General features: G+C 40.4%; 22 protein-coding genes. 16 read left to right on the forward strand and 6 right to left on the reverse strand.

Going from position 1 to position 25,455, the window contains the following annotated elements:
* Positions 1-240 precede the first annotated feature (240 nt).
* The 4 genes from AC1D69_RS19550 (at position 241) to thrS (ending at position 4,268) form a co-directional block, all read left to right on the forward strand.
* Positions 241-435 carry a hypothetical protein gene (locus AC1D69_RS19550; protein ID WP_495457821.1) on the forward strand — a complete coding sequence of 65 codons (195 nt, stop codon included), beginning with the start codon at positions 241-243 and terminating at the stop codon, positions 433-435.
* 150 nt (positions 436-585) lie between these two features.
* Entirely contained in the window at positions 586-1,149 is a 564-nt protein-coding gene (locus AC1D69_RS19555) for a histidine phosphatase family protein (protein WP_495457822.1), read from the forward strand.
* A gap of 223 nt (positions 1,150-1,372) precedes the next feature.
* Positions 1,373-1,903 carry an acyltransferase gene (locus tag AC1D69_RS19560; RefSeq protein ID WP_495457823.1) on the forward strand — a complete coding sequence of 177 codons (531 nt, stop codon included), beginning with the start codon at positions 1,373-1,375 and terminating at the stop codon, positions 1,901-1,903.
* A gap of 451 nt (positions 1,904-2,354) precedes the next feature.
* Positions 2,355-4,268, forward strand: a complete 1,914-nt coding sequence (gene thrS, locus AC1D69_RS19565; RefSeq protein ID WP_495457824.1) for a threonine--tRNA ligase — start codon at positions 2,355-2,357, stop codon at positions 4,266-4,268.
* 64 nt (positions 4,269-4,332) lie between these two features.
* Here the strand turns inward: thrS and AC1D69_RS19570 are convergent, their stop codons facing one another.
* A complete protein-coding gene (locus AC1D69_RS19570; RefSeq protein WP_495457825.1) occupies positions 4,333-5,022 on the reverse strand; it encodes a 4'-phosphopantetheinyl transferase family protein in 690 nt (229 codons plus the stop codon).
* A 255-nt stretch (positions 5,023-5,277) separates the two neighbouring features.
* Here AC1D69_RS19570 and AC1D69_RS19575 point away from each other — a divergent pair, with 255 nt between their 5' ends.
* Positions 5,278-6,522: an MDR family MFS transporter gene (locus tag AC1D69_RS19575; RefSeq protein ID WP_495457826.1), complete on the forward strand. Its 1,245-nt coding sequence runs from the start codon at positions 5,278-5,280 to the stop codon at positions 6,520-6,522.
* 732 nt (positions 6,523-7,254) lie between these two features.
* On the opposite strand, the gene aspA is transcribed toward AC1D69_RS19575, so the two are convergent.
* From aspA to AC1D69_RS19590, 3 genes are all read right to left on the reverse strand, one after another.
* Positions 7,255-8,664 carry an aspartate ammonia-lyase gene (aspA, locus tag AC1D69_RS19580; RefSeq protein WP_495457827.1) on the reverse strand — a complete coding sequence of 470 codons (1,410 nt, stop codon included), beginning with the start codon at positions 8,662-8,664 and terminating at the stop codon, positions 7,255-7,257.
* A 250-nt stretch (positions 8,665-8,914) separates the two neighbouring features.
* Positions 8,915-10,105: an enoyl-ACP reductase FabV gene (fabV, locus tag AC1D69_RS19585; protein WP_495457828.1), complete on the reverse strand. Its 1,191-nt coding sequence runs from the start codon at positions 10,103-10,105 to the stop codon at positions 8,915-8,917.
* Positions 10,106-10,250: 145 nt separating this feature from the next.
* Positions 10,251-11,414 (reverse strand): MFS transporter, encoded by a 1,164-nt coding sequence (locus AC1D69_RS19590; RefSeq protein WP_495457829.1) that lies wholly within the window; start codon positions 11,412-11,414, stop codon positions 10,251-10,253.
* Positions 11,415-11,506: 92 nt separating this feature from the next.
* On the opposite strand from AC1D69_RS19590, the gene AC1D69_RS19595 reads away from it, so the two are divergent.
* From AC1D69_RS19595 to AC1D69_RS19630, 8 genes are all read left to right on the forward strand, one after another.
* The gene (locus tag AC1D69_RS19595; RefSeq protein ID WP_495457830.1) at positions 11,507-11,677 is read left to right on the forward strand and encodes a DUF3977 family protein; all 171 of its coding nucleotides are present in this window, start codon (positions 11,507-11,509) and stop codon (positions 11,675-11,677) included.
* Between the two features lie 78 nt (positions 11,678-11,755).
* Entirely contained in the window at positions 11,756-11,902 is a 147-nt protein-coding gene (locus tag AC1D69_RS19600) for a hypothetical protein (protein WP_495457831.1), read from the forward strand.
* 292 nt (positions 11,903-12,194) lie between these two features.
* A complete protein-coding gene (locus AC1D69_RS19605) occupies positions 12,195-13,208 on the forward strand; it encodes an LLM class flavin-dependent oxidoreductase (RefSeq protein WP_495457832.1) in 1,014 nt (337 codons plus the stop codon).
* Positions 13,209-13,223: 15 nt separating this feature from the next.
* The gene (locus AC1D69_RS19610) at positions 13,224-14,126 is read left to right on the forward strand and encodes a LysR family transcriptional regulator (protein WP_495457833.1); all 903 of its coding nucleotides are present in this window, start codon (positions 13,224-13,226) and stop codon (positions 14,124-14,126) included.
* 299 nt (positions 14,127-14,425) lie between these two features.
* Entirely contained in the window at positions 14,426-16,492 is a 2,067-nt protein-coding gene (locus AC1D69_RS19615) for a BglG family transcription antiterminator (RefSeq protein WP_495457834.1), read from the forward strand.
* Positions 16,493-16,519: 27 nt separating this feature from the next.
* Positions 16,520-16,798: a PTS sugar transporter subunit IIB gene (locus tag AC1D69_RS19620; protein ID WP_495457835.1), complete on the forward strand. Its 279-nt coding sequence runs from the start codon at positions 16,520-16,522 to the stop codon at positions 16,796-16,798.
* A 20-nt stretch (positions 16,799-16,818) separates the two neighbouring features.
* On the forward strand, positions 16,819-18,192 hold the full coding sequence (gene ulaA, locus AC1D69_RS19625; protein ID WP_495457861.1) for a PTS ascorbate transporter subunit IIC: 1,374 nt from the start codon (positions 16,819-16,821) through the stop codon (positions 18,190-18,192).
* 2 nt (positions 18,193-18,194) lie between these two features.
* Positions 18,195-18,905 carry a transaldolase gene (locus AC1D69_RS19630; RefSeq protein ID WP_495457836.1) on the forward strand — a complete coding sequence of 237 codons (711 nt, stop codon included), beginning with the start codon at positions 18,195-18,197 and terminating at the stop codon, positions 18,903-18,905.
* A gap of 506 nt (positions 18,906-19,411) precedes the next feature.
* On the opposite strand, the gene gdh is transcribed toward AC1D69_RS19630, so the two are convergent.
* Together gdh and AC1D69_RS19640 are read right to left on the reverse strand one after the other, a co-directional pair.
* Entirely contained in the window at positions 19,412-20,197 is a 786-nt protein-coding gene (gdh, locus tag AC1D69_RS19635) for a glucose 1-dehydrogenase (protein ID WP_495457862.1), read from the reverse strand.
* A 16-nt stretch (positions 20,198-20,213) separates the two neighbouring features.
* Entirely contained in the window at positions 20,214-21,080 is an 867-nt protein-coding gene (locus AC1D69_RS19640) for a GRP family sugar transporter (RefSeq protein WP_495457837.1), read from the reverse strand.
* Between the two features lie 235 nt (positions 21,081-21,315).
* Here AC1D69_RS19640 and AC1D69_RS19645 point away from each other — a divergent pair, with 235 nt between their 5' ends.
* The 3 genes from AC1D69_RS19645 to AC1D69_RS19655 all read left to right on the forward strand — a co-directional run bounded on the left by AC1D69_RS19645 (position 21,316) and on the right by AC1D69_RS19655 (position 25,240).
* A complete protein-coding gene (locus AC1D69_RS19645; RefSeq protein ID WP_495457838.1) occupies positions 21,316-23,067 on the forward strand; it encodes an SGNH/GDSL hydrolase family protein in 1,752 nt (583 codons plus the stop codon).
* A 235-nt stretch (positions 23,068-23,302) separates the two neighbouring features.
* Positions 23,303-24,181 carry a YitT family protein gene (locus tag AC1D69_RS19650; protein ID WP_495457839.1) on the forward strand — a complete coding sequence of 293 codons (879 nt, stop codon included), beginning with the start codon at positions 23,303-23,305 and terminating at the stop codon, positions 24,179-24,181.
* A 171-nt stretch (positions 24,182-24,352) separates the two neighbouring features.
* The gene (locus tag AC1D69_RS19655; protein WP_495457840.1) at positions 24,353-25,240 is read left to right on the forward strand and encodes an ArsR/SmtB family transcription factor; all 888 of its coding nucleotides are present in this window, start codon (positions 24,353-24,355) and stop codon (positions 25,238-25,240) included.
* The last annotated feature ends 215 nt before the right edge of the window (positions 25,241-25,455 follow it).

The raw sequence follows: 25,455 nt of genomic DNA on the forward strand, positions 1-25,455 counted from the left end.
GGGTAGCTGTCAACCTGCCCTGATGTAACGCCATACTAAGGAAGGAGATTCTCAAGAATCGTTCGCACTTCTGGGCAGTTACAAGCTCGTGACTTTAGTCATTGAGTTGTTGACCGTATCTCTCTTCTCATTCAACATTGAAAGTATCAAAGCAAAAGAATACAATACAAAAGTAGTTGTTTCTAAGACCCTTAACAGACTTATACGTATTTTGCTGTACAACACGAAAGGGGTGATATATTGAAGGGAATTAATTATCTTACAATTGCTATTTTGAATTTTCTAGCAGCTGCTGCATTTGTTGTAACAGATGTCATCTCTGATCATAGTAATTGGAAAATAACATATGGCTTTGGATTTGTAGCATTTTTATTTTTTATTGCTGGGATTGGGAATACGATCAAACATTTCAAGGATAATTCAACAACGGATTGATGAAGGTTAGACTTCCTACAGTGATTAGAACCGAAGTGATTAGTTAGCTAAGTCCCCCGTGCTTTCCGCGATATAGTATATCATATAGTGGATGGGGGTTCACTTACGTTCAGATACTTTAATATTGATGAAAGTAGTGAGAATGAAAATATGGCGATACATACGACTATTTACTTCGTAAGACATGCAGAATCACCTTATATTAAGGGAGAAGAACGTACTCGAGGGTTATCCGAAAAAGGTCTACGGGATGCAAGGATAGTTAAAGAGCTACTGGTCAATGAAAGAATCGACATCTTCATCTCAAGTCCATACGAAAGAGCTATTGAAACGATTAAGAACTTAGCCCATGAACTTTCTGAAGAGATTGCAATAGAAGAAGATTTAAAAGAAAGAGTCATAGGAGACTTCGGAAACTTGGATTTCAAAGAAGCGAAAAGAAAGTTGTATAATGACTTCGATTTCATGTACCCCAATGGAGAATCAAGTCATGAAGCTCAGGATCGTGCGATTGCAACGGTTGATAAGGTACTTCATGATAATCAGGGGAAGAAGATCGTGCTGGGCACACATGGTGATATCATGACCTTAATGATGAATCACTTTGATGCGAAATATGATTATGATTTCTGGGCGTCCACGTCAATGCCGGATATCTATAAATTGAATTTGGAAGGAAGTGAATTGCGACATGTGGAGCGATTGTGGAAGTGAGCCAAGATATTGAGGTAGAATACTACATATTTGAAAGAGAAATACACATACTGGTATAGACATAAGAAGATGAACTCGCAGGGTAACACGTAGGTTAAAGGACATTTCGTTATTTTAGCTCATCTCTAAAAGTTATTCAATATGAATAATAACATGATAAATACATGTGATATTTCTGATATACTATTCATAAAGCGTACTTTCGGAAGGAGTAAATGTTGAAATGGGAATTAAGGGAGCAGTGTGCAAACTACGAGGTCTATACAAATTAGGTGAGATGTCTTCAAAAATACGTGGAAAAGTCTTCATTAATAAAATGGGGGAAATTCAGGTTGGTAAAAACCTCTCCATCGTAGGACATCCATGGGCAGTTCAACTGACCAGTAATAAAAAAGCTAGCTTAACAATAGGACATCATGTGTATATTAATGCTGGAGTAGGGATCGCGGCTAGTACAGGGATTATCATTGGGGATCACGTTAAAATCGGCCCAAGAACGAGTATTTTTGATAGCAATTATCACCGGATGGATTCTGCGGACAACGGTGAATTGAGTGCAAAAATTGTTATCGGTCATAATGTTTGGATCGGAGCAGATTGTACAATTCTTCCAGGTGTCACGATTGGAGATAACTCTGTGATTGCCGCAAAGAGTACCGTGAATAGGGATATTCCAAACAATGTATTGGCGGGAGGAAGCCCGGCGAAGGTGATTCGAGAACTCATCATAGAAGACGGTTGGGTTAGAAATTAACTTATACCATCTTTTACTAGATATTACTTGCAATACGTTTGTTTTACATAATTTTACTTGACAATCAACGGTGGGGTTATGTAATATTGTACCAATCTTATATATGTTAGGCTCTGACCAAAGACATGATTTCCTTTTCCGGACTGCCCAGAGAGTGAAGTGATGGCTGCAAGCTTCTCCTGTACCGGTTGTGAGATTACCCCTTTGTAGCTGTGATGCTGAACCCGTTGATTCTGTGAATGGACTCGCGTTGTATGTATCACCGTTTTATCTACGTTACAGGATACTAATGATTAATGAAGGACCTTGTTACTAACAGGTTGTGGCGAATAGCCCAATAAGTGATGTGACGGGTTGAATTAGGGTGGAACCACGAGTTGAACGCACTCGTCCCTTTGGGGATGTGATGCGTTTTTTTGCGTTCAATAAATTTAAGAAATGGAGGCTAATCATGATGAGCGAGATTAACGTAACGCTGCAAGATGGAACAGTTAGGAGGTATCCGCTAGGTACCACAATATTGGAAGTAGCAGAATCAATCAGTACAGGCTTGAAAAAGAATGCGGTGGCTGGAACAACGAACGGCACACTCGTTGATCTCCATCATGCGATAGACCATGATTGCCTCTTAGAACTGGTTACATTGGATAGTCAGATAGGGTTAAACATATATAGGCATACTACTGTACATGTGATGGCACAAGCGATTAAAAGGTTGTACGGATCCAAAGCTGTTAAGCTAGGAATTGGACCGATTATCGAAGATGGATTCTATTATGATATCGATATGGAGCAACCGTTATCTGTGGATGATCTTGTAGCGATTGAGATCGAGATGGAGAGAGTTATCCAAGAGAATCTACCCATTCTACGTCGAGAGGTAAGCCGAGAAGAAGCTATCCGTATTTTTAGAGAGTTGGAAGATCCCTTAAAGCTAGAACTCATTGCAGATTTACCTATAGATGCGGTCATTTCCTTATATGAACAAGGAGAATTTATAGATCTCTGCCGCGGGCCACACTTACCGTCTACTGGACGGATTAAGGCGTTCAAGCTATTAAGCGTAGCAGGTGCGTATTGGCGGGGGAATTCGAATAATAAGATGTTACAGCGCATCTATGGAACTTCTTTTCCAAAAAAAGTAGAACTCGAGGAACATTTAGCCATGTTGGAGGAAGCCAAGAAACGTGATCACCGCAAGCTGGGTAAAGAACTTGAACTATTCATGTTCTCTGAAGAGGCGCCGGGAATGCCATTCTACCTTCCTAAGGGCATGGCGATCCGCAAAGGACTTGAACAATTCTCTCGTGACATACAAAGACAATGGGATTACGAAGAGGTATTTACTCCCCTGATGATGAACAATCGGATGTGGGAGCAATCTGGACATTATGAGCATTATCGCGAGAATATGTATTTTACGAATGTGGACGAAACAACATTTGCACTCAAGCCGATGAATTGCCCAGGGCATATGCTGATTTACAAAAATAGTCTTCACTCCTATCGAGATTTACCAATCCGCCTGTCTGAGTTCGGTCAAGTGCATCGGCATGAGTACTCAGGGGCGTTAAACGGTATGATGCGAGTTCGTACCTTTTGTCAAGATGATGCTCACATCTTTGCACGTCCCGATCAGATTGAGGAGGAGGTTAGTCGAGCCATTGCATTGATCGATCACATGTATAAGGTGTTCGGTTTTGAATATAAGATCGAGTTATCTACTCGTCCAGAAGATTATATGGGATCAGAGGAATTGTGGGATACGGCTGAACAATCGTTACAGAGTGTTCTGGAACACCGCGGTATATATTATCGTGTGAATGAAGGAGATGGCGCGTTCTACGGTCCTAAGATCGATTTTCACATTCAGGATGCACTCAAACGAAGTTGGCAGTGTGGCACGATTCAATTGGATTTCCAAATGCCTGAGAAATTCGATCTGTCCTATGTTGGTGAGTATAACCAGAAGCATCGGCCTGTTGTTATCCACCGTGCGATATTTGGTTCCATTGATCGGTTTATCGGTATTTTGACTGAGCATTATAGTGGAGCATTCCCTTTGTGGCTTGCGCCAGTACAGGCGAAGATCTTGCCCGTGTCCGAGAATTATAATGATTATGCTTATGAGGTGAAGAAATCGTTAGTACAGGCTGGGATCAGAGTAGAGGTTGATGTGCGAAATGAGAAGCTAGGATACAAGATTCGTGAAGCACAGCTAGAGAAAGCTCCTTATATGCTGATTGTGGGTGAGAATGAGAGGGATTCAAGTAGTGTGTCTGTTCGAAATCGGAGCGAAGGTGACCTTGGCATTACAAGTGTGACAGAGCTGATTAAGAGGGTACAAGAGGAGATTCAAATATAGATATATGGAACATCATACGAAACAACCGGTTGCTTAAGAGCAAGCCGGCTGTTTCGTATGATGTTTAGAGTAAGTCATTATACAATTGATTTATGGAAACCTGCTGAATCACATCAGGAAGATAATTACCGTTGGAGCAGACTGATAACATGTGCGCATCATCCATTCTGAAGCTTTTGAAATGGAATCCACTGGCTTCTGGTGAGTACCATACTCCGGTATCCTCTCTGCGATTCATAGAGAAAGAGGTGAGAGGGATAGATAATCCCTTACCAACAGCTTTCATATAACTTTCTTTCAAGGTCCATAATTGATAGAAGTATTCTAACTGTGCATCACCTGTTTTTGACGCAAGTATTTGGTTTTCTTGAGGTGCAAAGAGGTTTGCTGCGAATGCAAGATTCAAAGGTACAGTCTTCTCCACATCAACACCTACAGCGTGACCTCTATGATCCAAGATCATTGCTACCCAATTCCCTGAGTGAGAGATATTGAAAGTTAAATCTGGATTGTTGTGTAGCAAAGGTTTACCATATGGATTGTAGTCAAATTTGAGTTCGTGATGGTTCACACCCATATCATGAGATAACGTTGAACGAATCAACACCTCACCCAACAAGGAGCGGTAAGCATCCTCTTGATGGACGAAACGTGAAAATTGTTGCTTTTTTTTATCAGAGACATTAGCCAGAAAAAAGTTTAAGTAATCCGACGGTATGTTTGCCGGGATTTGTACGACCATAATTGATTGCATGAATGTATCACCCAATCGAATATTTCTACAATAAGAACGAGAAGTCCTTTATTTTGTCTGTAAAACATGAATTAAAAGAAAGAGAGCGAAGGATGGTTTTGACTCGAAATGTAGAATTGTTATGATGCAAATGTATGTTCTGTGGTAGAATAATAAATATTCATTTAAGAGAATAACTCAACAAGTATGTTGAGATTAGTTAGATACATAAGAATTGAAAATAAATCTAGCCAGAGGAGAACAAAAAAACATTATATGATGACACAACTAAAGCAAATTCATCCTTTATCATGGACCATTATCTTGGGGACTATTTTTGGTAGAATGGCCACGTCTATGAGTATACCTTTTCTATCTATTTATTTGATTAAAACGATGGGGGCTTCCCCGTCACAGACCGGAATTGTTGTAGCGGTAAGTTCTTTGATCGGTGTGTTTGCAAGTTTCTATGGAGGCTATATTTCGGATGTAATAGGTCGTAAAAAGGTGATATTCATCTCGATCTTCGGGTGGGCTCTTGTCTTTATAGGATTCGCTGTGGCGGACAAAATATGGATTTTCTTTGTTATGAATGCACTTAACGGCTTGTGTCGTGCCATGTTTGAACCCACTTCTCGGGCCTTACTTGCAGATATTACACCCCAGGAAAGCAAACTTCTAGTGTTTAACCTGCGTTATGCTGCCATTAATCTAGGTGTTGTATTTGGTCCTATTATAGGTTTACAAATGGGAGCTTCAGGATCGAACTGGTCTTTTGCCGTTGCGGGTGTGGTCTATATTCTATATGGTGTGACCTTGATTATCCAATTCTTTAGATACCCTAAATTGGGTACTGCAGTTAGTAACGCTAGCGAACGAGTGACATTAGCAGGTGCGTTCCGTGCTACGAGTGGCGATCGAGTATTTATGTTTGTGTTGATTGGCATGATATTCTGCGTACTGGGATATGGACATTTCAGCTCCACGTTAGCGCAATATATGGAGATGAGTCCACGGATTGAAAATGGCGCAACGTGGTTCGGTTACATGTTATCGCTTAATGCGATTGTCGTGCTGGCATGCCAGTTTCCTGTAGTTAAATTTGCCAGTAAATTACCACCTATTATTCCGCTGATCCTAGGGAGTATATTCGTATCTTGCAGTCTACTGATATTCGGGTTCTTTCAATCTTTCATTGGATTAATGGTGGGTGTAGTTATATTTACGATAGGTGAAGTTCTGATGTTTACGATGACAGATATGCTTATCGATCGTATCGCTAAGCCAGAATTACGTGGGACCTATTTCGGGATGATAGGATTTAACAATTTGGGAAATGTAATGGCACCTTTACTTGGTGGCTTTTTGTTGGAGGCTTTAGGTGTAGATTCATCCATCATTATTTTCACGATTATTGCTGTAACATCAGCCTTCGGCATCCCGTTCTTACTATCCGCCAATCGGAACATGAAGAGAGAAGAACAGATGGAGAGAGGAAGTTCGATGGAGATAGAAGGCTAGATGATGAGAGGAAATTTGATGGAATTGGCAGGATGCAAGAGTTTGGATATTACAAATATTGCAAAAAATATAGTCCTAGCTGGTACTTTCAATCGATATGATGGGTCATTTGCTAATGTGCTGTAATACAGAATAAAGTTATCGGGAAAAACCCCCTGCTATATGATGATGAGAACCTCTCTTTTCTCTTTCTAACTGGACAAAATACCGCTAATTCGACGATTAGCCCTCAAAAATAGCTCGAATTAACGAATTAGCTGGAGATAGTCCAGTTAATTTCTCTTCTAGTAGTTTTCAAGCTACATTAACTGGAAAATTTCCTGTTAATCTTCTTTTGCAAAAGCATCTATTCTTGAATCTGAAACCCTCGAAGTCGAGGGTTTTTTATTGCCTCGAACTGTCAGTCCGAATCCTATCAAAATGAAAACTAATATAAAAATACATCATATGAAAAATTCATAATAGATAACATATAGATAAATTAAGCCACATTAGCACGTACACATCACATTGTATTTACTTATTCTTTGAAAAAGGGATAATCCTAATTCATACTGCTGAAAAAAACAATAAAAAACGGACAGAACCAGCTTAGCTAGTTCTATCCGTTTATGCTTGTACACGATCATCCGTGCTAGTACACGAACTATCGAATTGCTTGTAGTTATGCCAAGCTATCCTTACAGAAGTAGTAAATCGTCGTTACTCCCACCGAAGTAAACTAGCAAGTCGTTACTCCCTCTGAAGTAATGCTGCGCCTGCAATTCCAGGGTTGGTCATTTGATATGGATCGAGGATGATGTTCAGTTCTTCTTCCGTCAGAACGTTGTACAGGAGACAGAGACTACGTACCGATTTACCGGTGGTAATGGCTTCGCGTGCGATTCGAGATACGACTTCATATCCTAGGTGAGGATTAAGGGCAGTGATGATCCCTACGCTGTTCTCAACATATTCACGACAATGATCTATGTTGGCCTGAATACCTTCAATACAGTGTTCTCTAAATACGCGGAAACCTTGATTCATAATCTCCAACGACTGTAGTAAGTTGTATACCAGTACCGGCTCCATCACGTTCAGTTCCATTTGACCTGCTTCCGATGCAAGGCAGATGGTATGATCATTACCCATAACTTGGAATGCAATCTGGTTAATGACTTCGCACATCACAGGGTTTACTTTACCTGGCATGATGGAGGAGCCTGGTTGGCGGGATGGAAGTGTAATCTCAGCTAATCCAGCTCTTGGGCCAGAAGCCATTAGACGGAGATCACTAGCCACTTTAGACATGTTCATCATGCAGATTTTGAGAACTGCGGATACCTCGGTATAGGCATCTGTGTTCTGTGTTGCATCTACTAGATGTTCCGCTGGCTCCAATGGAAAACCACTTAATTCTGCAAGGATTTCGGCTACACGCTGAATATAACGTACATCAGCATTAAGACCCGTACCGACTGCTGTTGCACCCATATTAATATGAAGTAGGTTATTCTTGGTGGCTGCAAGTCGTTTGATATCTCTTTCAAGTACGCGTGCATAAGCTTGGAATTCTTGTCCGAGACGGATAGGGACAGCGTCCTGAAGATGGGTTCGTCCCATTTTGATAACACTGTCGAATTCCGTTGCTTTATCACTGAATGCTGTATGTAATTCTTTCATTGTCGAGAGCAACTTCTCGATCATAGTCAGTACTGCTAAATGTACGGCAGTGGGGAAGGAGTCATTCGTAGATTGAGCCATATTGACATGATTATTGGGACTGATGTCTGCATAACTTCCTTTTTCCTTACCTATCAGTTCAAGGGCACGATTAGCTATGACCTCGTTAGTATTCATATTGATAGATGTACCCGCACCACCTTGAATAGGATCAACAATAAATTGATCGAACCATTTCCCTCCAATAATTTCATCAGCCGCGAGAACGATAGCATTTCCTTTGCTAGATAGTAATCGTCGGATCTCCATATTGGCTATAGCTGCACCTTTTTTAACCATGGCCATAGCACGAATGAGTTCGGGATGTATGCGTTGACCAGTAATTGGGAAATTCTCTGCTGCTCTGATGGTTTGAATGCCGTAATAAGCTTCTGATGGAACTTCTTTTGTACCCAGAAAATCTGTTTCCAATCTCATAATATGAATTCCTCCGAGTGTGAATAATTAGTAATATCATCCTGGTGTAAGCACTTTATTTACCAGACTCGCTCTCATTATAGTTGTTTCATGTCAGCTTATCAATTGTTATCTTCTTTCCAATCGTAACAACTCCGTTATAGCAAGTAATAGATTCGTGTTGGATTCGTTCAGCAAGCTGGTACCAGATTATCCATTAAATAAAAAAAGCAAGGCTCGTCAATGACGAACCTTACTTGATAGGGTTGGATTAAAGAGAGTTGGGTACTTGAACATCGGGATTAACTTCGGTTTCATAATCAACACCATCACACTCAAATCCAAATAGTTGGAAAAATTCGCGGCGATAGCCTTCCAGATCCGTAAGCTCATTGACGTTCGCTGTTGTTAACTGATTCCATATCTTTGTAACTTCCGCTTGAACATCTTCGCGGAGTTCCCAGTCATCAATGCGTATACGTCCTTTTTCATCCACAGGTGTACCTTCTTCAGTATATAATCGTTCTGTAAACAGGCGATAGGTCTGTTCAATACAACCTTCGTGGATACCCTTTTCCTTCATCACTTTGTATAAAGCAGAAATGTATAACGGTACGACAGGAATTGCAGAGCTAGATTGTGTCACAAGACCCTTGCTAACACATACATAAGCACGACCGCCGCCTATAGCAAGTTGATCATTCAATTGTAATGCCGTTGCTTCTAGATGATCTTTCGCTCGACCAATGGAACCGTCTCGATACACAGCTTGCGTGAGTTCTGATCCGATATAGGAATAAGCGATCGTAGTCGCATGATCTGCTAGAACACCAGCATCTCGAAGAGCGTGTATCCATTGTTCCCAATCATCGCCACCCATAACGGTCACGGTATCTCGAACTTCATCTTCTGTGGCCTGTTCAATCGTAATCTGGCTCACTTCACCTGTATGGAAGTTGACTGTTTGATTGGTATATGGTTTACCGATAGGTTTAAGAACAGAGTTAACCATTTCACCCGTCTGAGGATCTATTCTTCTCGCGGAAGCTACACTATAGATCACTAGATCAACTTGACCTAGTTCAGTACGGATGAGTTCAACTGTTTTGTCTTTTGTCTCGGAAGAGAAGGCGTCACCGGTCACACTGAACGATTTAAGACCAGCTGCGGCTGCCTCTTTCTCAAAAGCTGCGGAGTTATACCATCCGGCTGAAGCGGTACGTTTCTCACTTCCGCTGCTAGGGCGATATACGCCAACTGTATTTGCTTGTGCTCCAAAAGCCGCAACTATACGAGATGCTAGGCCGTAACCCGTCGATGCTCCGACTACTAATACATTTCGTGGACCCTTTATTGCTGGATGTGCTTGTACATATTCTATTTGTTGCTGTACCTGACGGGCACAGCCCTCTGGATGGGATGTCGTGCAAATAAATCCACGTGTTCTCGGTTTAATAATCATGGGTCTGTAAATTCCTCTCTTTAACAGAAACTGCTTTAATATCTTATCTTAATTATATTCAAATTGTTGGCAGTTGTCTCGTTATGTAATCCACCCTATACAATAAAACTGTCATTTTCGGTGGAAATCGTTAGATAAAAGTGGTTTACACCTCGGTTTCGGCGTTCCGATGTGAACGTCCGTACATTCGGTAAAGGACGAGACCAAATATCATACCTATAAAGGACATAGCAGAGATGGTTAGAAAAAGTGCTTTTCCACCAAAAACTTCATATAAAGCTCCTCCAACATAAGATGAGATAATACCAGACACTCCGAAGAACAGAAGTGCTAATACCGTCTGACCGGTTGCACGCCATTCAACAGGTACGATCTGATAAAGATATTGAATGGCCGCTGTGTAGAATACCGGGAATGTAAGTAGTTGTAGAACTTGCAAATAAGCTAGCATGTGTGGATCTGTGATCCAAGCGGAAATAAAGAATCGAATGAAATAGAAACCGCCTGCAAGAGAGATAACGATGAGTTCTTTCCCTTTTCTCAACCACCAGAAGCTTAATGCAAATACGACAATTTCACTCCCTGCTGCAAGAAACCATGCTTGCCCAACCAGTCCAGGTGTTCCCCCAAGTTCGAGAATATAGACCCCTAGAAACGTATCGTTCATCCGTGCTGGAATAGAGCTAATGAAGACTAATAATAAGAATAATAAGGTTTCTTTTCCGCTCAAAAAATGCTTGAGACTCTTTATTGTAACTGGTTTGCTAGCGACAGGCGCATCAGGTATGGCAAGAATAACGATAAAGCTTAGGAGTCCTATTCCCGCAAAGAGTATCGCTAAACTGTGTGCTCCGAATTGAGTCATTAAGTAACCTGTCAATAACGACATAACCGCATAACCTAAAGCCCCAAACGTACGGATCGAACCATAGTTAATTCCTGCAGATTCAGATATCCGGAAATTTAAACTTTCTGTCAAAGGATCAATAGGCATTAAGAAGAAATAAGTTAGCATTGCGAACAGAACAAGTAAAGTGTAGCTACTCGTATTGTATAAAAAATATCCGGTGACAGAAGCAAAAACAATTAGCAATAACAGTACTTTACGAATCGTCTTCGTCCGGTCGCTTATCATTCCCCACAAAGGCTGGGCAATAATGGTGATGATACCACCTGTTCCAATGATGAATCCGATCTGTGACTTACTTAATCCCTGTTCAGCAAAATAAACGGGAAGAAAGGGAATAAACATAGCCAATAGAGCAAAATACAAAAAATTAAAGCCACGTAATGGTGTAGAAAGTTTCATAAGTTCTCATTGTCCTCACATGAATTGGTTTATTATAGATAAATGACAGCCTTAATATTGTACCATGAATGTAATGGGGAGAGATAAGTGTAATGAAATATATTGAAGTTAAAGGGATTTTGCGTCCTTTTAGACTTCAGTCGATATACATACGGCTGTGGGTAGGGAGAAGAGTATTCGTTATTGATTCCAAAGAAGGGTTCAAACAATACGCGAAAAGCAGAAAAAAACTAAAATTGATTCTTGGATTTCGTGGCATGTGATGCATAGTTGGGTTAGAATACTGCAACACTATTATAGTGAAAACCTGAATAAAAATCGATGCCAAGGAGGAATTAAATATGAGCCCAAGACATCCAGATAAGAATCTGATGAATACGGTAAAAGATTTAGAAACGACACCTGTAACGAGTCAGCAAGCACAGCAATTCCAACAAAAGAAAAATGATAGACGGAAAGAAATGCTTCAAGATGATTCAAAAGAATAGATTTTAAATCATACCGCTTGCCGAAGTCGTACAAGAAGAGGGGGAGATTGAAATAATCTCCTTCTATTATGTTATCTTCCCTACATGAATTGGATTACACAAGAATATGATGCTATACTATATGTTACTTTAATTTGCTAAGAGAATGGAACCTGCAAAAGTTAGTATGAAGATATAATATGATAATCACTTACTAAGCTCTTTGTTAAAAGGGCTTTTTATAAACCTTGGTAAGGTTTCTACTGGTATCACTTCAAGATTTCCACCATAGAGAAGAGGAGTTGTCTTTAGTATGTTAAAGTTAGGCGTGCTTGATCAGGTATATATCAATGAAGGGCAAAATGCAACGGAAGGTCTTCAGCTATCCACACGACTTGCTCAAGCTACGGATGGTCTAGGGTATACGCGATTCTGGGTATCTGAGCATCATTCTATGCGTGCACTTGCTTTCTCAAGCCCAGAGGTGTTAGTTGCACACCTTGCCGCTGCAACGAATCGCATTCGTGTCGGATCTGGTGGGATTATGCTCCCACATTACAGCGCGTATAAGGTCGCAGAGAATTTTCGATTGTTGGAAGCTCTTCATCCAGGACGTATTGATCTGGGTCTAGGTCGTGCTCCAGGGGGGATGCCACTCGCTACAAGAGCTTTGCAACAGGATAAGTACGTTGACGTGAATAAATATCCGCAACAGGTGCTTGATATTATCGGCTATTTACATAATTCCATTCCTGCTGGGCATCCGTTTGAGAAATTAGTGACTTCGCCAGTTATCTCTAGTGCACCTGAAATCTGGCTATTAGGTTCAAGCGGCGAAAGTGCGAGAATTGCTGCGACACTAGGTACCTCATATGCGTTCGCAGAGTTCTTTGGTACACCTGGAGGAGAGCAAGCGACTCAACATTATAATGAGAATTTTGAACCTAATCATGTATTAGAAGAGCATCCACGCTCAATGATTGCAACACTAGTTATTTGTGCGGAGACGGAAGAAGAAGCGGACGAATTGGCGAAGAGTGGGGATTTATTATTCCTTGGTATTAGAACAGGGTTAGAAATTCCGTTCTTGCCTTCGGTAGAGACTGCCACCAACTATCCATACACAGAGATGGATCTGCAACACATCGAGCAAATTCGTAAGCGTCGGATTATTGGGACTCCAGATCAGGTGAAGGAACAGCTACTACAAATGAGTAAGGATTTCCATGTTGGTGAGATTCTCATCAATAGTCCAATTCATAACGAACAAGCGAGAATCCATTCTTATAAGTTGATTGCAGATGCTTTTGGAATGAATGAGAAGTAGGGAGGATTAGATCGCTTGACACTACAACAATTGAAGTATGTAATCGAGATTGCTAGTCGTGGTTCCATGAACTTAGCTGCAAAACGTTTGTTTATTTCCCAGCCTAGTCTTTCGAATGCGATTAAGGATCTCGAAGAAGAAATTCAGATTACGATTTTTGAACGAACAAATAAAGGGATATCCTTGTCGAAGGAAGGGGTAGAATTCCTTGGTTATGCTCGTCAGGTTGTTGAGCAAGCAGAACTTCTGGAAGCCCGTTATCTAGATGCGAAGCCCTCACCACAGCATTTCTCAGTATCTACTCAACACTACGCTTTTGCGGTGAATGCATTTGTGAATATGGTTCGTGAATATGGTCAAGATGAATACGAATTGGCATTACATGAGACCAAGACCCATGAAATCATCCAGGATGTAAAGAGTTTACGTAGTGAGATCGGGATCATATATCTTAATGAATTTAATACAAAAGTCATCAGTAGACTTCTCAAGGATGCGAATCTACAGTTCAACCGTTTATTTACGGCAAAACCACATATTTTTATTAGTAGTAAGAATCCCTTAGCCAAGCAGGCTAGAGTTACCCTCGATCAACTACAGGAATATCCATATCTGTCCTTTGAGCAGGGTGAATACAATTCCTTTCATTTCTCTGAGGAGATTCTTAGTACGTTGTCGCATCAAAAAAGTATTCGTGTCAATGACCGAGCAACGCTCTTCAACTTATTGATAGGATTGAACGGATACACGATTTCGACAGGTGTTCTCAGTTCCGATCTGAATGGGAATGAGATCATTCCGGTTCCATTGGATTGTGATGAAGTGATCCATGTTGGATGGATTTCTCATAAAAATGTTGCACTCACGAAGCTCGCATCGGCTTATATTGAGCAACTTCACCAAGCCATTGTTGAATAATAATACGGGTATAGTTTAACGCTAACTAGATATTGGGCCATATAATAAGCACTCCACACCTGTGGAGTGCTTATTAGTTATATTTAGAAGTAAAGGCGTTGTAACAGTAAATCCATTTTCTCATAGTTATCAAAGGGTTGGAGGATAGCTTGGGTAACATCATGGGGAATTAGGAACTCGCCCAGCTGAGATATCGACCCAATCATGTACAAAGCAATGAACGATAATAGGGTTAAATGGAAGCGCATACATTGTTAAATCTATACTATAATTGGAAACGAGAGCAGAGGAGGGATGAGATGTTAGACGAACGAGCTGCTAAAGTATTGCATCTTATATTGTCTAATCGGGTTATAACTCTCAGACAGTTGGAACTTCAGCTTGATAGTTCAAGGCGTAAGGTGAATTACGATGTTCAAAAAATCAACGATTGGCTATTAGAAGAAAATTTACCGCTCATCCAAAATAAGCGTGCACACGGTTTCACCGTTGATAAAAAGACAAAAGAGAAAATCTCAGGTGCACTATTCAAAGTCACACTGAAGGAATTTATTCCGTCACCCATGTTAAGAAACGATATGATGCTCCTGAAGATTTTTATGAAGAATGATTATTTATCCGTTAACCATTTTATTTCAACGTTCAAAGTTAGTAGAAATACTGTGTTGACTTATATCCAAAATGTTCGCTCAGAGGCGAAACGAGCTGGAATCTCGCTGAAATACAGCCGTCAGGAGGGATACTGGCTGGATGGTGATGAGATGGACATCCGGACGTTAATCTTAAGTAGTCTAGCACGTGTGGTTCAGCAGCCAAGAGGACTTTATGTCCTTAAAACCGTATATGATGAGCAAAAACAAGACGGAGATTTTGACCAAAGCTATGAGGCTGTCATGGCATCTCTCAATCGAATTGAGGACAGCTTGGACATTACTTTTGTTGAGGAGCGCATGAAGGAATTCGCGTCCTTTACGACCCTTCTGCTTGCAAGACTAGAAGGAGAACACAACGTCTCTGTAACTAGCAGTATCATGAAAACCATTCAGGGAACAAAGGACTATCAGGCTGTGGAAAGCATGCTGGTTGAATTAAAAACCAAGCTCCCCGAGCAAGAAAAGACGTATATTACGATCCTTATGTTGGGGTTAAGTCTCAGGCATGATAAGAAGATTTATGAGCAACAAAATAGCAAAGAGTTCAATAGGATTACCAACGAAATTCTATCTGAATTTGAAATGCTGGCCTATGTGGAATTCAAAAATCGAGAGCATGCCATCAAATCATTGATGCTGCATTTGAAACCGGCTTATTATCGTCATATCTTTCACATTTCCCTGACCAATCCTTACTTGGAAACGATCAAGGATGAGCACTTTGACCTCTTTCTTCTTGTTAGAAAAGCACTTAGGAAATTTGAAATGTTTGTGGGTTCATCACTTTCTGATGATGAGATCGGTTACATTGCCCTGCATTTTGCTTCTTTCTTGAATGATCAAGCGATCATCGTAACTCGGAAGAAGGGTATTATCGTATGTCCGAACGGACTAGCCACATCCAATATGCTGAAGCGGCAAATTGAGAGAGTCGTTCCCGAACTGGAGATTGTGAAGGTCAGCTCTATCCGCGAATATGATGATTCTCACGAGGAAGTGGATATTATCTTTTCTACGGTTCTTCTCCGTACACAAAAGCCTTTAATCATCGTGCAGCCTATTCTGACATCGATGGATAAAGCTAAGATCATTCAGGAGGTTGATTTCATTTTACATGGAACCAAGACCTTGAAACCGAAGGTGAATCGTTTGATGCAAGTAATTAAATCTTTTGCGAATGTCCATGATGAGGAAGGCCTGTATACCGCCATTAATGACACTCTTAATGGAAATACGCTAGACAATATCGGGAGGTATAAGCCAGTGCTAAAGGAACTGCTTACGAAAGACATGATACGGTTTGAAGAAGGGGTGGACAATTGGGAGCAGGCAATTCGAATGGGAGCACGACCCTTATTGGATATCAATGCAATAGGAGACAGATATGTTGACGCAATGATCCATAATGTGAACACTCTGGGAGCCTATATTGTCTTGGCTCCGAGAGTAGCGGTACCCCATGCGCGACCAAGGGACGGCGTTTCCAAGTTGGGAATGAGTCTATTGAAGCTAGAACGTAGTGTGTCATTTGCGGACAATGATCCCGAGAAAGACGTGAATATTATCATCGTCTTGGCCGCTATAGATAATGAATCACATCTTAAAGCGCTGACACAGTTAATGGAACTACTTGAGGAAGAAGGGAATATTGAGAAACTGATTCAGGCCGATCGTTTAGAACCTATCCTTGCTTTAATCGAGCAGTATAGCTAGATATCGAATATATGAGGAGGAATAAGCATGTTGAATATTGTGACCGTATGCGGTAATGGAATTGGTAGTAGTCTGATGTTGAAACTGAAGATTGAGGAAATATGCTCTGAAAATGGGATCAAAGCTTCCGTTGAATCCTCGGATTTCAATGCAGCCAAAGGTCGAAATTGTGATCTAATCGTTACAGTGAATGAATTGGCATCCCAATTTGATAATAGCCAGCGAGTGGCTGTCACCCGTAGCTATATCAATAAGAAGAAGATCCAGGAAGACATATTAGAAATATTACTAGAGTTGAATAATTAAATATCGGAGGGGGAGTAATGATGAGTTTTTTATCTGGATTGTTGGAGTTTATAAAGGATATTTTGTCCCAACCGGCTCTTTTAATTGGAATTATGTCCTTTATTGGGTTGATTGCCTTAAAAAGACCAGGACACAAAGTATTAACTGGAACTTTGGGACCCATTCTCGGTTACCTTATGCTCAGTGCGGGAGCAGATTTCATCGTTGCCAATCTGAATCCACTAGGAGCATTGATCGAGAAAGGGTTTCATATCCAGGGCGTCGTTCCGAACAATGAGGCCATCGTAGCCTCAGCACAAAAGCTACTTGGAGTAGAAACCATGTCCATTCTGGTGCTTGGTCTAGTGCTCAATCTGGTGATCGCCCGTTTCACCAAATATAAATATATATTTCTAACGGGGCATCACAGCTTCTTTATGGCTTGTCTATTATCAGCAGTACTAGGTACTTCAGGAATGTCTGGTGCTCTCTTGATTATTGTAGGCGGGTTCCTTCTGGGCGCATGGAGTGCAATCTCACCAGCGATCGGTCAAAGATACACCTTGAAGGTTACTGATGGAGATGAAGTGGCGATGGGCCATTTCGGAAGCTTGGGTTATTATTTGGCGGCTTGGGTTGGTAAAAGAGTTGGTAAACCCGAAGATAGTACAGAAAAGATAAAAATTCCGGAAAAATGGAATTTCCTTCGCAATACGACAATTTCAACGGCTTTAACCATGGTTGTATTTTATTTAATCGCTGCATTTGCGGCCGGACCCGAATTTACATCGACGTTATCTGATGGGATGTCGCCGTATTTGTTCGCTGTCATGACAGGGTTGAAGTTTGCTATCGGTGTAACCATTGTTTATTCGGGAGTCCGGATGATCTTGGCAGATTTAATTCCCGCTTTCCAAGGGATTGCAACCCGAATCATTCCTAATGCCATCCCTGCGGTCGACTGTGCGGTATTCTTTACGTATGCGCAAACCGCTGTCATTATCGGTTTCGTATGTAGCTTCATCGGCGGTGTCATCGGAATGTTAATTCTAGGTGTGAGTGGAGGAGTGCTTATCATCCCCGGTCTCGTTGCTCACTTTTTCTGTGGTGCGACAGCAGGGATATACGGTAATGCGACAGGAGGTCGCAAAGGAGCAATTATAGGCTCTTTTGTCAATGGATTAGCGCTGTCATTCCTTCCTGCTCTTCTGCTACCTGTGCTTGGTAATTTAGGTTTCTCTAACACGACCTTCGGAGATATTGATTTTGCCGTACTGGGTATTACTCTTGGTCAAGCTGGTTCAACAGGAATATACGTTATTGTAGCTATATTAATCATCATTTTGTTAATCCCTAATTTTATCAAGACCAAATCAATTACGTTAAACAACTATGAAGATACTAAAGGAGACTAACTATGAATAATCTAAATATCAAAATTTATGCAGATGGTGCCGTTGTAGAGGATATGCTAGTTGCTTACCGATCCGGAAAAATAAAGGGGTTCACGACAAATCCTACTTTGATGAAGCAGGCTGGAATAAAAGACTATGAAGAGTTTGCTAAGGGAGTACTACAGAGTATACCAGATAGACCGATTTCATTTGAAGTCTTCTCCGATGATTTCGCTGTGATGGAGGAAGAAGCCAAAAAAATTGCTAGTTGGGGTTCAAATGTGTATATCAAAATCCCGATTACTAACGCTCAAGGAGAAACTTCTATTCCTTTAATCCGCAAGTTATCGGGACTAGGGTATTCACTGAATATTACTGCTATATTAACGCTTACTCAGGTCGAAGAGACCGTGAATGCTTTCGCACAAGGGACGACTAATGTGGTCTCGGTATTTGCAGGGAGAATGGCGGATTCTGGAGTAGACCCTGTACCGATGATGAAAGAAGCTGCAGCCATCTGTCATGCTAAAGAAGGAACCGAGCTACTATGGGCAAGCCCAAGAGAATTGCTTAACATTTTTCAGGCGGACCAATGTGGATGCGATATTATTACCTGTACACCAGCAATCTTGGGCAAACTACCCTATGTGGGGAAGAAAATGGAGCAAATCTCACTAGAGACCGTTCAGATGTTCTCCAAAGATATTCAAATGCTCGGCTATTCCATTGTGTAAGGTTCTAGTGGTTCTGAAAGGACGCTCCGCGAACGGACCGTTTCTCCAATCGCTGTGGTCTCCAAATTTCTAAATTGAAACCGCTCAGCGGTTAAAATTCGGAGACAGCGTATGCCTTCGAAGTAGCTTTCCTTTGGAAAGCTTTTAGGCGACCGCTATCGCTTTTACGAAATCGTTCCGTCCTCTGCGCTGCCTTAAGCATATTTTTGCAACTTTTCAACCAAAACAACAAAAAAATCGCTCTTATTGGTAAAATGGAAGTACGACCAACCATACCAAAGGGAGCGATTTTTTGTACATTCATGTACCTTGGATCAAATTTTCTAGTCGATGGGTTTAGAAGAAGACATTCCACAAAATCACCTAGTTCGTCTCGTCAATGCAGCTGTAAATCTAGCTGAACGATGCGATCTTTGACGCTGCTCTGCGTTTTTGATCAAACGCGGTTTGTTTCATTAGATTGTGGCCAAGTAAAAACCAACCGCTTGATCTAACGTATATCAATATTATCCACGGCCCGCTTGGAAAGATGGATATTTAGTCATTCCGCCATCGGCAAACAATGTAATGCCTGTAACATAGCTTGCTTCAGATGAGGCTAACCATGCGGCAACAGCAGCAATCTCTTCTGGTTCACCAATATAACCCATGGGGATCATACTTATTACATCTTGCTTCTGTTTGGGATCTGCAAACTTTTCTGCGTTAATGGGTGTATTAATTGCACCTGGACCAATGTTATTTACACGAATTCCCTTTGGTGCGTACTCTAAGGCTAATGTTTCAGTCATTAACTTTATGCCCCCTTTACTTGCTGCGTAATGAACGAATAAAGGCCATGGAATTTTCTCATGAACGCTAGACATGTTAATAACCGATCCCTTAATATTATTGTTCACAAAATATTTGATAGCTTCACGACTTCCTAAAAAAGCACCCGTTAAGTTTGTACTGATAACTTTGTTCCAATCCGATAAAGGTAGCTCATGTGAAGGGACTGCATTCTCAACTCCAGCATTATTGATCATAATATCTAATGTACCAAATTGCTTAACAGCAGATTGAACAAGGTTAATAACATCTTCTTCTTTCGTTACATCACCTGGAACGATCATTCCGTCTCCGCCTGCGGTTCTAATGGCTTCTAATACTTTTGCCGCTTCGTCTGCATTTGACCGGTAGTTTATGACTACGTTGGCATGTTCTTTACCGAATCGAATGCCCATTGCTTTTCCTAACCCTGTTGAACCGCCTGTGATTACGACCACTTTTCCTTTTAAATCTGCATACATCATGAAAACTCCTTTGTTAACTTTTAGCAAGACCTAACAGTACGCCAGCTGTGATAATAAGTAGGATGCCAATAGTGACCCAAATGTATTGACGTTTCGTTTTTTTTTCATGTAATATTAATATCCCGCCAAGGGTTGAAATAACAACGCCCATCTGAGATAGAGAGAAACTTGTGGCAACTCCCACGCGAGGTTGTGAAATAAATAAAAACATGTTTCCTGCAGCCCATATCAAACCTGGAATAATATTTCTAATTACATATTTGTTAAAGGGTTTATGTCTGAAGGTTAGTAGCACTCCACCGATCACCATTCCAATTGCTTGAGGTAAAAGAGCGGACCAGCCATCTACTTCAAATAGTCGTAAAATGACTACATAAACTAAATAACCAACGGTAGAAATTAAAAGAATCAGAATTCCCTTTTTAAAATCACCTGATTTGAGACCTTGTTTGTCTTGTTTGCCCTCTTTGTCCTCTAATGATGTTAAAATCACACCACCGATAATTAAGACTAACGCCAAAATGCCTAAAACAATGGATGTGATCGTAGACCATTCGTGAAAGACGATAACACCAAATAATGTTGTTGCAACTAATTGAAGTCCCGTTGAAATCGGAATTGTCTTGGATACGCCCATTAATTTAATGCTTTTTAATTGATTAACTTGACCAATTGCCCAGAATAGACCTGATACAATCCCAATTCCAAATATCAAGGGCGATAAAACAGGCCGAACAAACAGGTACACACAAATTGAAAAGATAAAAGCACCTATGGTAGTTCCTAGAGTTTGACTATAGGGCCCACCGCCTAGTTTTACATTGAAAAGGACGATGCTTCCCCAAAAAAATGCGGGTAAAATCGCAAACAAAATATCCATTTTTTATTACCTTTCCTTAAAAGATAATCATTCTATCCATAACATTCCCTTGAAGTCATTTTTGAATGCATACCATTTAATTAGTGCCGAAAGATTGAAGCGGAGACTTATTAAAATAAAGGGATTCAAAGATGATTTAAAGAAGTAGTTAATATGTTTTTAGTAATTCCTTGAATTTTCTATATACGGACTTGTATCAGAGGCAGGGTTCACATTTGATATTGAGAAAGGCTGGATGGTAAATATGACAGAGGAAAGTAAGCTATATTCTGGGGGAAGTAAAGGAGGCCCAACGGCGCCGAAGGATCCAGTAGATAGACGGAGTGGCTTTTTTTTAATGTACGATTCTCAGATTGAAGCTACTCCCCGAAATGAAGGCGAGCCTTCACAAGAAATCTATTTAGAGGGAGAACAAATAAAGAATAAGGCAAGGCTCGCAGGTGGCGTGACCGATGAGAATATACTGAAATTGTTGGAGAGTTGCGAGGGTTTCCATTCCTTGGTTCATAGCATAGGCATATCCATTAGATCCGAACAAGATCCTGGGGGAATTATCAACGTTGTACTGCAAAATTGGGGGAAAGTGAATAAATATGAATCAGGTACCCTACTCAGAATTCCATGTCCCAAGAACGGAAGTGAAGTAATTCTGAATCTGGAAGACTATGAATGGTCTCTGGAGGATGATGTCCTAGGCAAAATAGCATTTGAATTTGACCAAGCCGGACAAATAGCGATAGCAAGCATTAAGTTCTATCTGAATGACGGGTATCACGTTCCAGAAATAGAGATGGAACCCCCAGTAGATTTTGGATCAGCAGGCTATCAGGCTATGATTGCTAAGTCTCTGGTAAGCATGGGAAATTCACTCAGGTTGAAGACTGCAATAGAAAGAGCGGAACGTGGCGATGTGGTCACGATAGCTTATATTGGAGGATCAATCACTCAGGGAGCAGGGGCAAAGCCTATTCACACCGGTTGTTATGCATACAAATCCTATTTGAAATTCAAGGAGATGTTTGGACAGGGAGAGGGAGATCATCTCCATTTTATAAAAGCGGGAGTAGGAGGAACCCCCTCTGAACTGGGCATGATTCGCTATGAACGGGATGTATTAAGAGACGGCGACATACAACCTGATATTGTTGTGGTTGAGTTTGCCGTAAACGATGAGGGTGATGAGACTAAGGGGAACTGCTATGAAAGTCTGATTCTTAAGATTCTTGCCAGTGAGAACAAGCCAGCCGTTGTTTTATTATTCAGTGTATTTGTGAATGACTGGAATCTGCAAGATAGACTTTCACCTGTAGGCAGACATTATGATCTTCCCATGGTTAGTGTAAAAGACGCTGTTGTGGAACAGTTTGGACTAACTAAAGCGGCCGGAAACGTTATTTCGAAAAGACAATTCTTCTATGATATCTATCATCCGACCAATGATGGTCATCATGTTATGGCGGACTGTTTGACTTATCTGTTCGCTGAATGCAAACGCAATTCTTCGAATCAGGTAGATATTACAATCCCTGAGTCCCCAGTGCTGGGGAATGACTTTGTGGATGTTCGGTTAGTCGACCGAAGTAGCGATCCAAGCGTTGCTAAGATCTCAGCAGGTGGATTTATAGAAATCGACCATGATCTGCAATTCGTGGAGCTGGATGATCGTCCTGAGCCAACACCGCAGTTTCCTCATAACTGGATGCACACGGTCTCTTCTGGTCAAGAAGGTTTTAAAATGACCATCCTGAGTCGTAGTCTCATTCTTGTTTATAAGGATTCGGGAAAAGGTGAGTTTGGAAGCGCGGAGGTTTTTGTGGATGGCTTGTTGGCTAAGACAGCGAATCCCCATGAGAACAACTGGACGCATTGTAATCCCGTCATTCTGTACAGTGAAGAGAGTTGCAAAGAGCATAATGTAGAAATTCGAATGGCCCCAGGTCATGAGGGAAATTCTTTTACTATCTTAGGGTTTGGATACACCATATAAGGGGATCATAATTTTAAAGATGAAGTCAAATTATCATATGAATGATATTCTGACTTTATCTTTTTTTTATGTTGAGAAAAAACGGATCTACAAACATAAAGTGTAACAACTTGCCAAAACTAAGCGATTTATTATAGACTATTTTCTATCGGATCTTTTTTTAAAGACCATTATGTGATGCAAAAGATTGAAGATATAGCAACAAAAAGAAATTAATCTGGAACGGGGAAATGAAATGAATGAAGTCGCAAGAAGACAACGTAAAGTCAATAAACTGAAGATTATTTCTAAAGTATTACTAATTATTATTGGGGGACTAATAGCTGCCTATGGTCTAGAAGCAGTATTAATACCTAACAACGTCTCAGACGGTGGTGTGACAGGTCTAAGTATCGTAGGCTCAGAATTATTTGGATTACCGTTAGGGTTATTAATTGCCTTAATCAACATTCCCTTTGTGTGGTTAGGATATAAGCAAATTGGTAAAAGTTTTGCCATTTATTCAGTTATTGGTATTGCGTCACTAGCTATCGGGACGATGCTTATGCATCACGTACATACAATTATTCATGGTGATACGTTGTTAGTTACCGTTGTGGGTGGTATTATCATCGGTTTTGGAATGGGACTAGCATTGCGTAATGGTGGCGCATTAGATGGGATTGATATGTTAGCCGTATTACTTTCACGGAAATTACCTTTCGGAACAAGTGATCTCATATTATTTTTAAACATGTTTGTGTTTATTATTGTTTCATTCGTATTTGATCTACAGGCTGCTATTCTATCAGCAATCGCATATTTTATTGCTTCAAAAGTCATCCATATTGTTGAAGAAGGATTAAGTGGGTCCAAAACTTTTAAAATCATTACAAGTCAACCCGAACTAATGGTAGAGACGATTCGTGATCGATTAGGTCGTGGTGCTACATATAGTGATGCTTACGGTGGTTATTCAAAAGAACAATTCAAGGAAATCACTTGTGTTATTAACCGTTTGGAAGAAAGCAAAATAAAAGAAATCATTAATGAAATTGACGAAAATGCTTTTGTTACGGTATATGATGTAGCAGAAGTTAAAGGTGGTAGTTTCAAAAAGAAGGATATTCATTAATGACAATTTAAAAAGAGTGTTGAACATGAGGGCTCAAGCACAATGCTTGAGTTTTTTTGTATCTTTTTAATTTGATCCTTTCGAGTTGCATCCATTTTCTGTTATAGTATTATAACAAGAATAGTTGTAATAAAAGCGGGGGTGCTTCTCATAAAGATATTACAGTTAACCATGGATGAAGCAGTTGAAATAAGCAAAGTAATCTCCAACGAACATCGGATGAATATTTTGAAAATATTAGGCACAGGTCCACACAACGTCAATGAATTATCAGAAAAGTTAGGTTTACCGTTTTCTACGACAGCCGTAAATGTAAGAAGGCTGGAAGATGTCAACTTAATTACTACTGAACTAGTGCCTGGACGAGGAACACAGAAGGTGAACACTAAAAATTACGATCGTATTATCATTGACTTGTTTACAGAGGAACCAGAACCAGAAAAGAATGTCATTACGATTGATATGCCGATTGGTGAATATGTTGATTGCCATGCAGAACCTAGTTGTGGACTGGTCAGTGATAAGGATTACATCGGGATGCAAGACGATCCACGTTCATTTTACGAGCCCGGTCATAGAGAGGCGCAATTGCTCTATTTCCGAATGGGTTATGTTGAATATCGTTATCCGAATCGGATTCCGTATGGGAATACGGCAACAGAAATAAACTTCAGCGCAGAAATATGTTCTGAAGCACCGTATCACAAGTTGGATTGGCCATCAGATATTACAGTTTGGGTTAATGATATCGAGATTGGTACATGGACTTCTCCTGGTGACTTTGGTGGGGTGCGAGGCTTCAATACACCTGAATGGTGGTTGATTTATTTCACGCAATATGGGCTTTTGAAGTATTGGAAGATCAATCAAGATGGAAGTTTTATTGATGGCGTGAAGATGTCAGATGTCACCATAGCCGAATTAAATCTTAGCGAAAAACCGTTTGTTTCGCTAAGGATCGGAGTCAAGAAAGATGCAGTCAATGCAGGTGGTCTCAATTTGTTCGGCCCGAACTTCGGTAATTATCGGCAAGGAATCATTATGAATGTACATTATTAAGACTTTGCTACAATAAAATAGACTATAAAAAAAGAGAGCGGACATGATTGTTCCTCTTTTTTTATAATATAACCCCATATAACCTATTAAAATGTTATTAATGTTAAAATAATACATTAATAGCGAGATTGAAGCTAAAATATCGAGATTTTTATTTAAAAATATATTGATATATAACAATAAAACATGTTATATTAATTTTGAAAAAAGACAAA

The sequence above is a fragment of the Paenibacillus sp. Y301 genome, assembly GCF_059445505.1.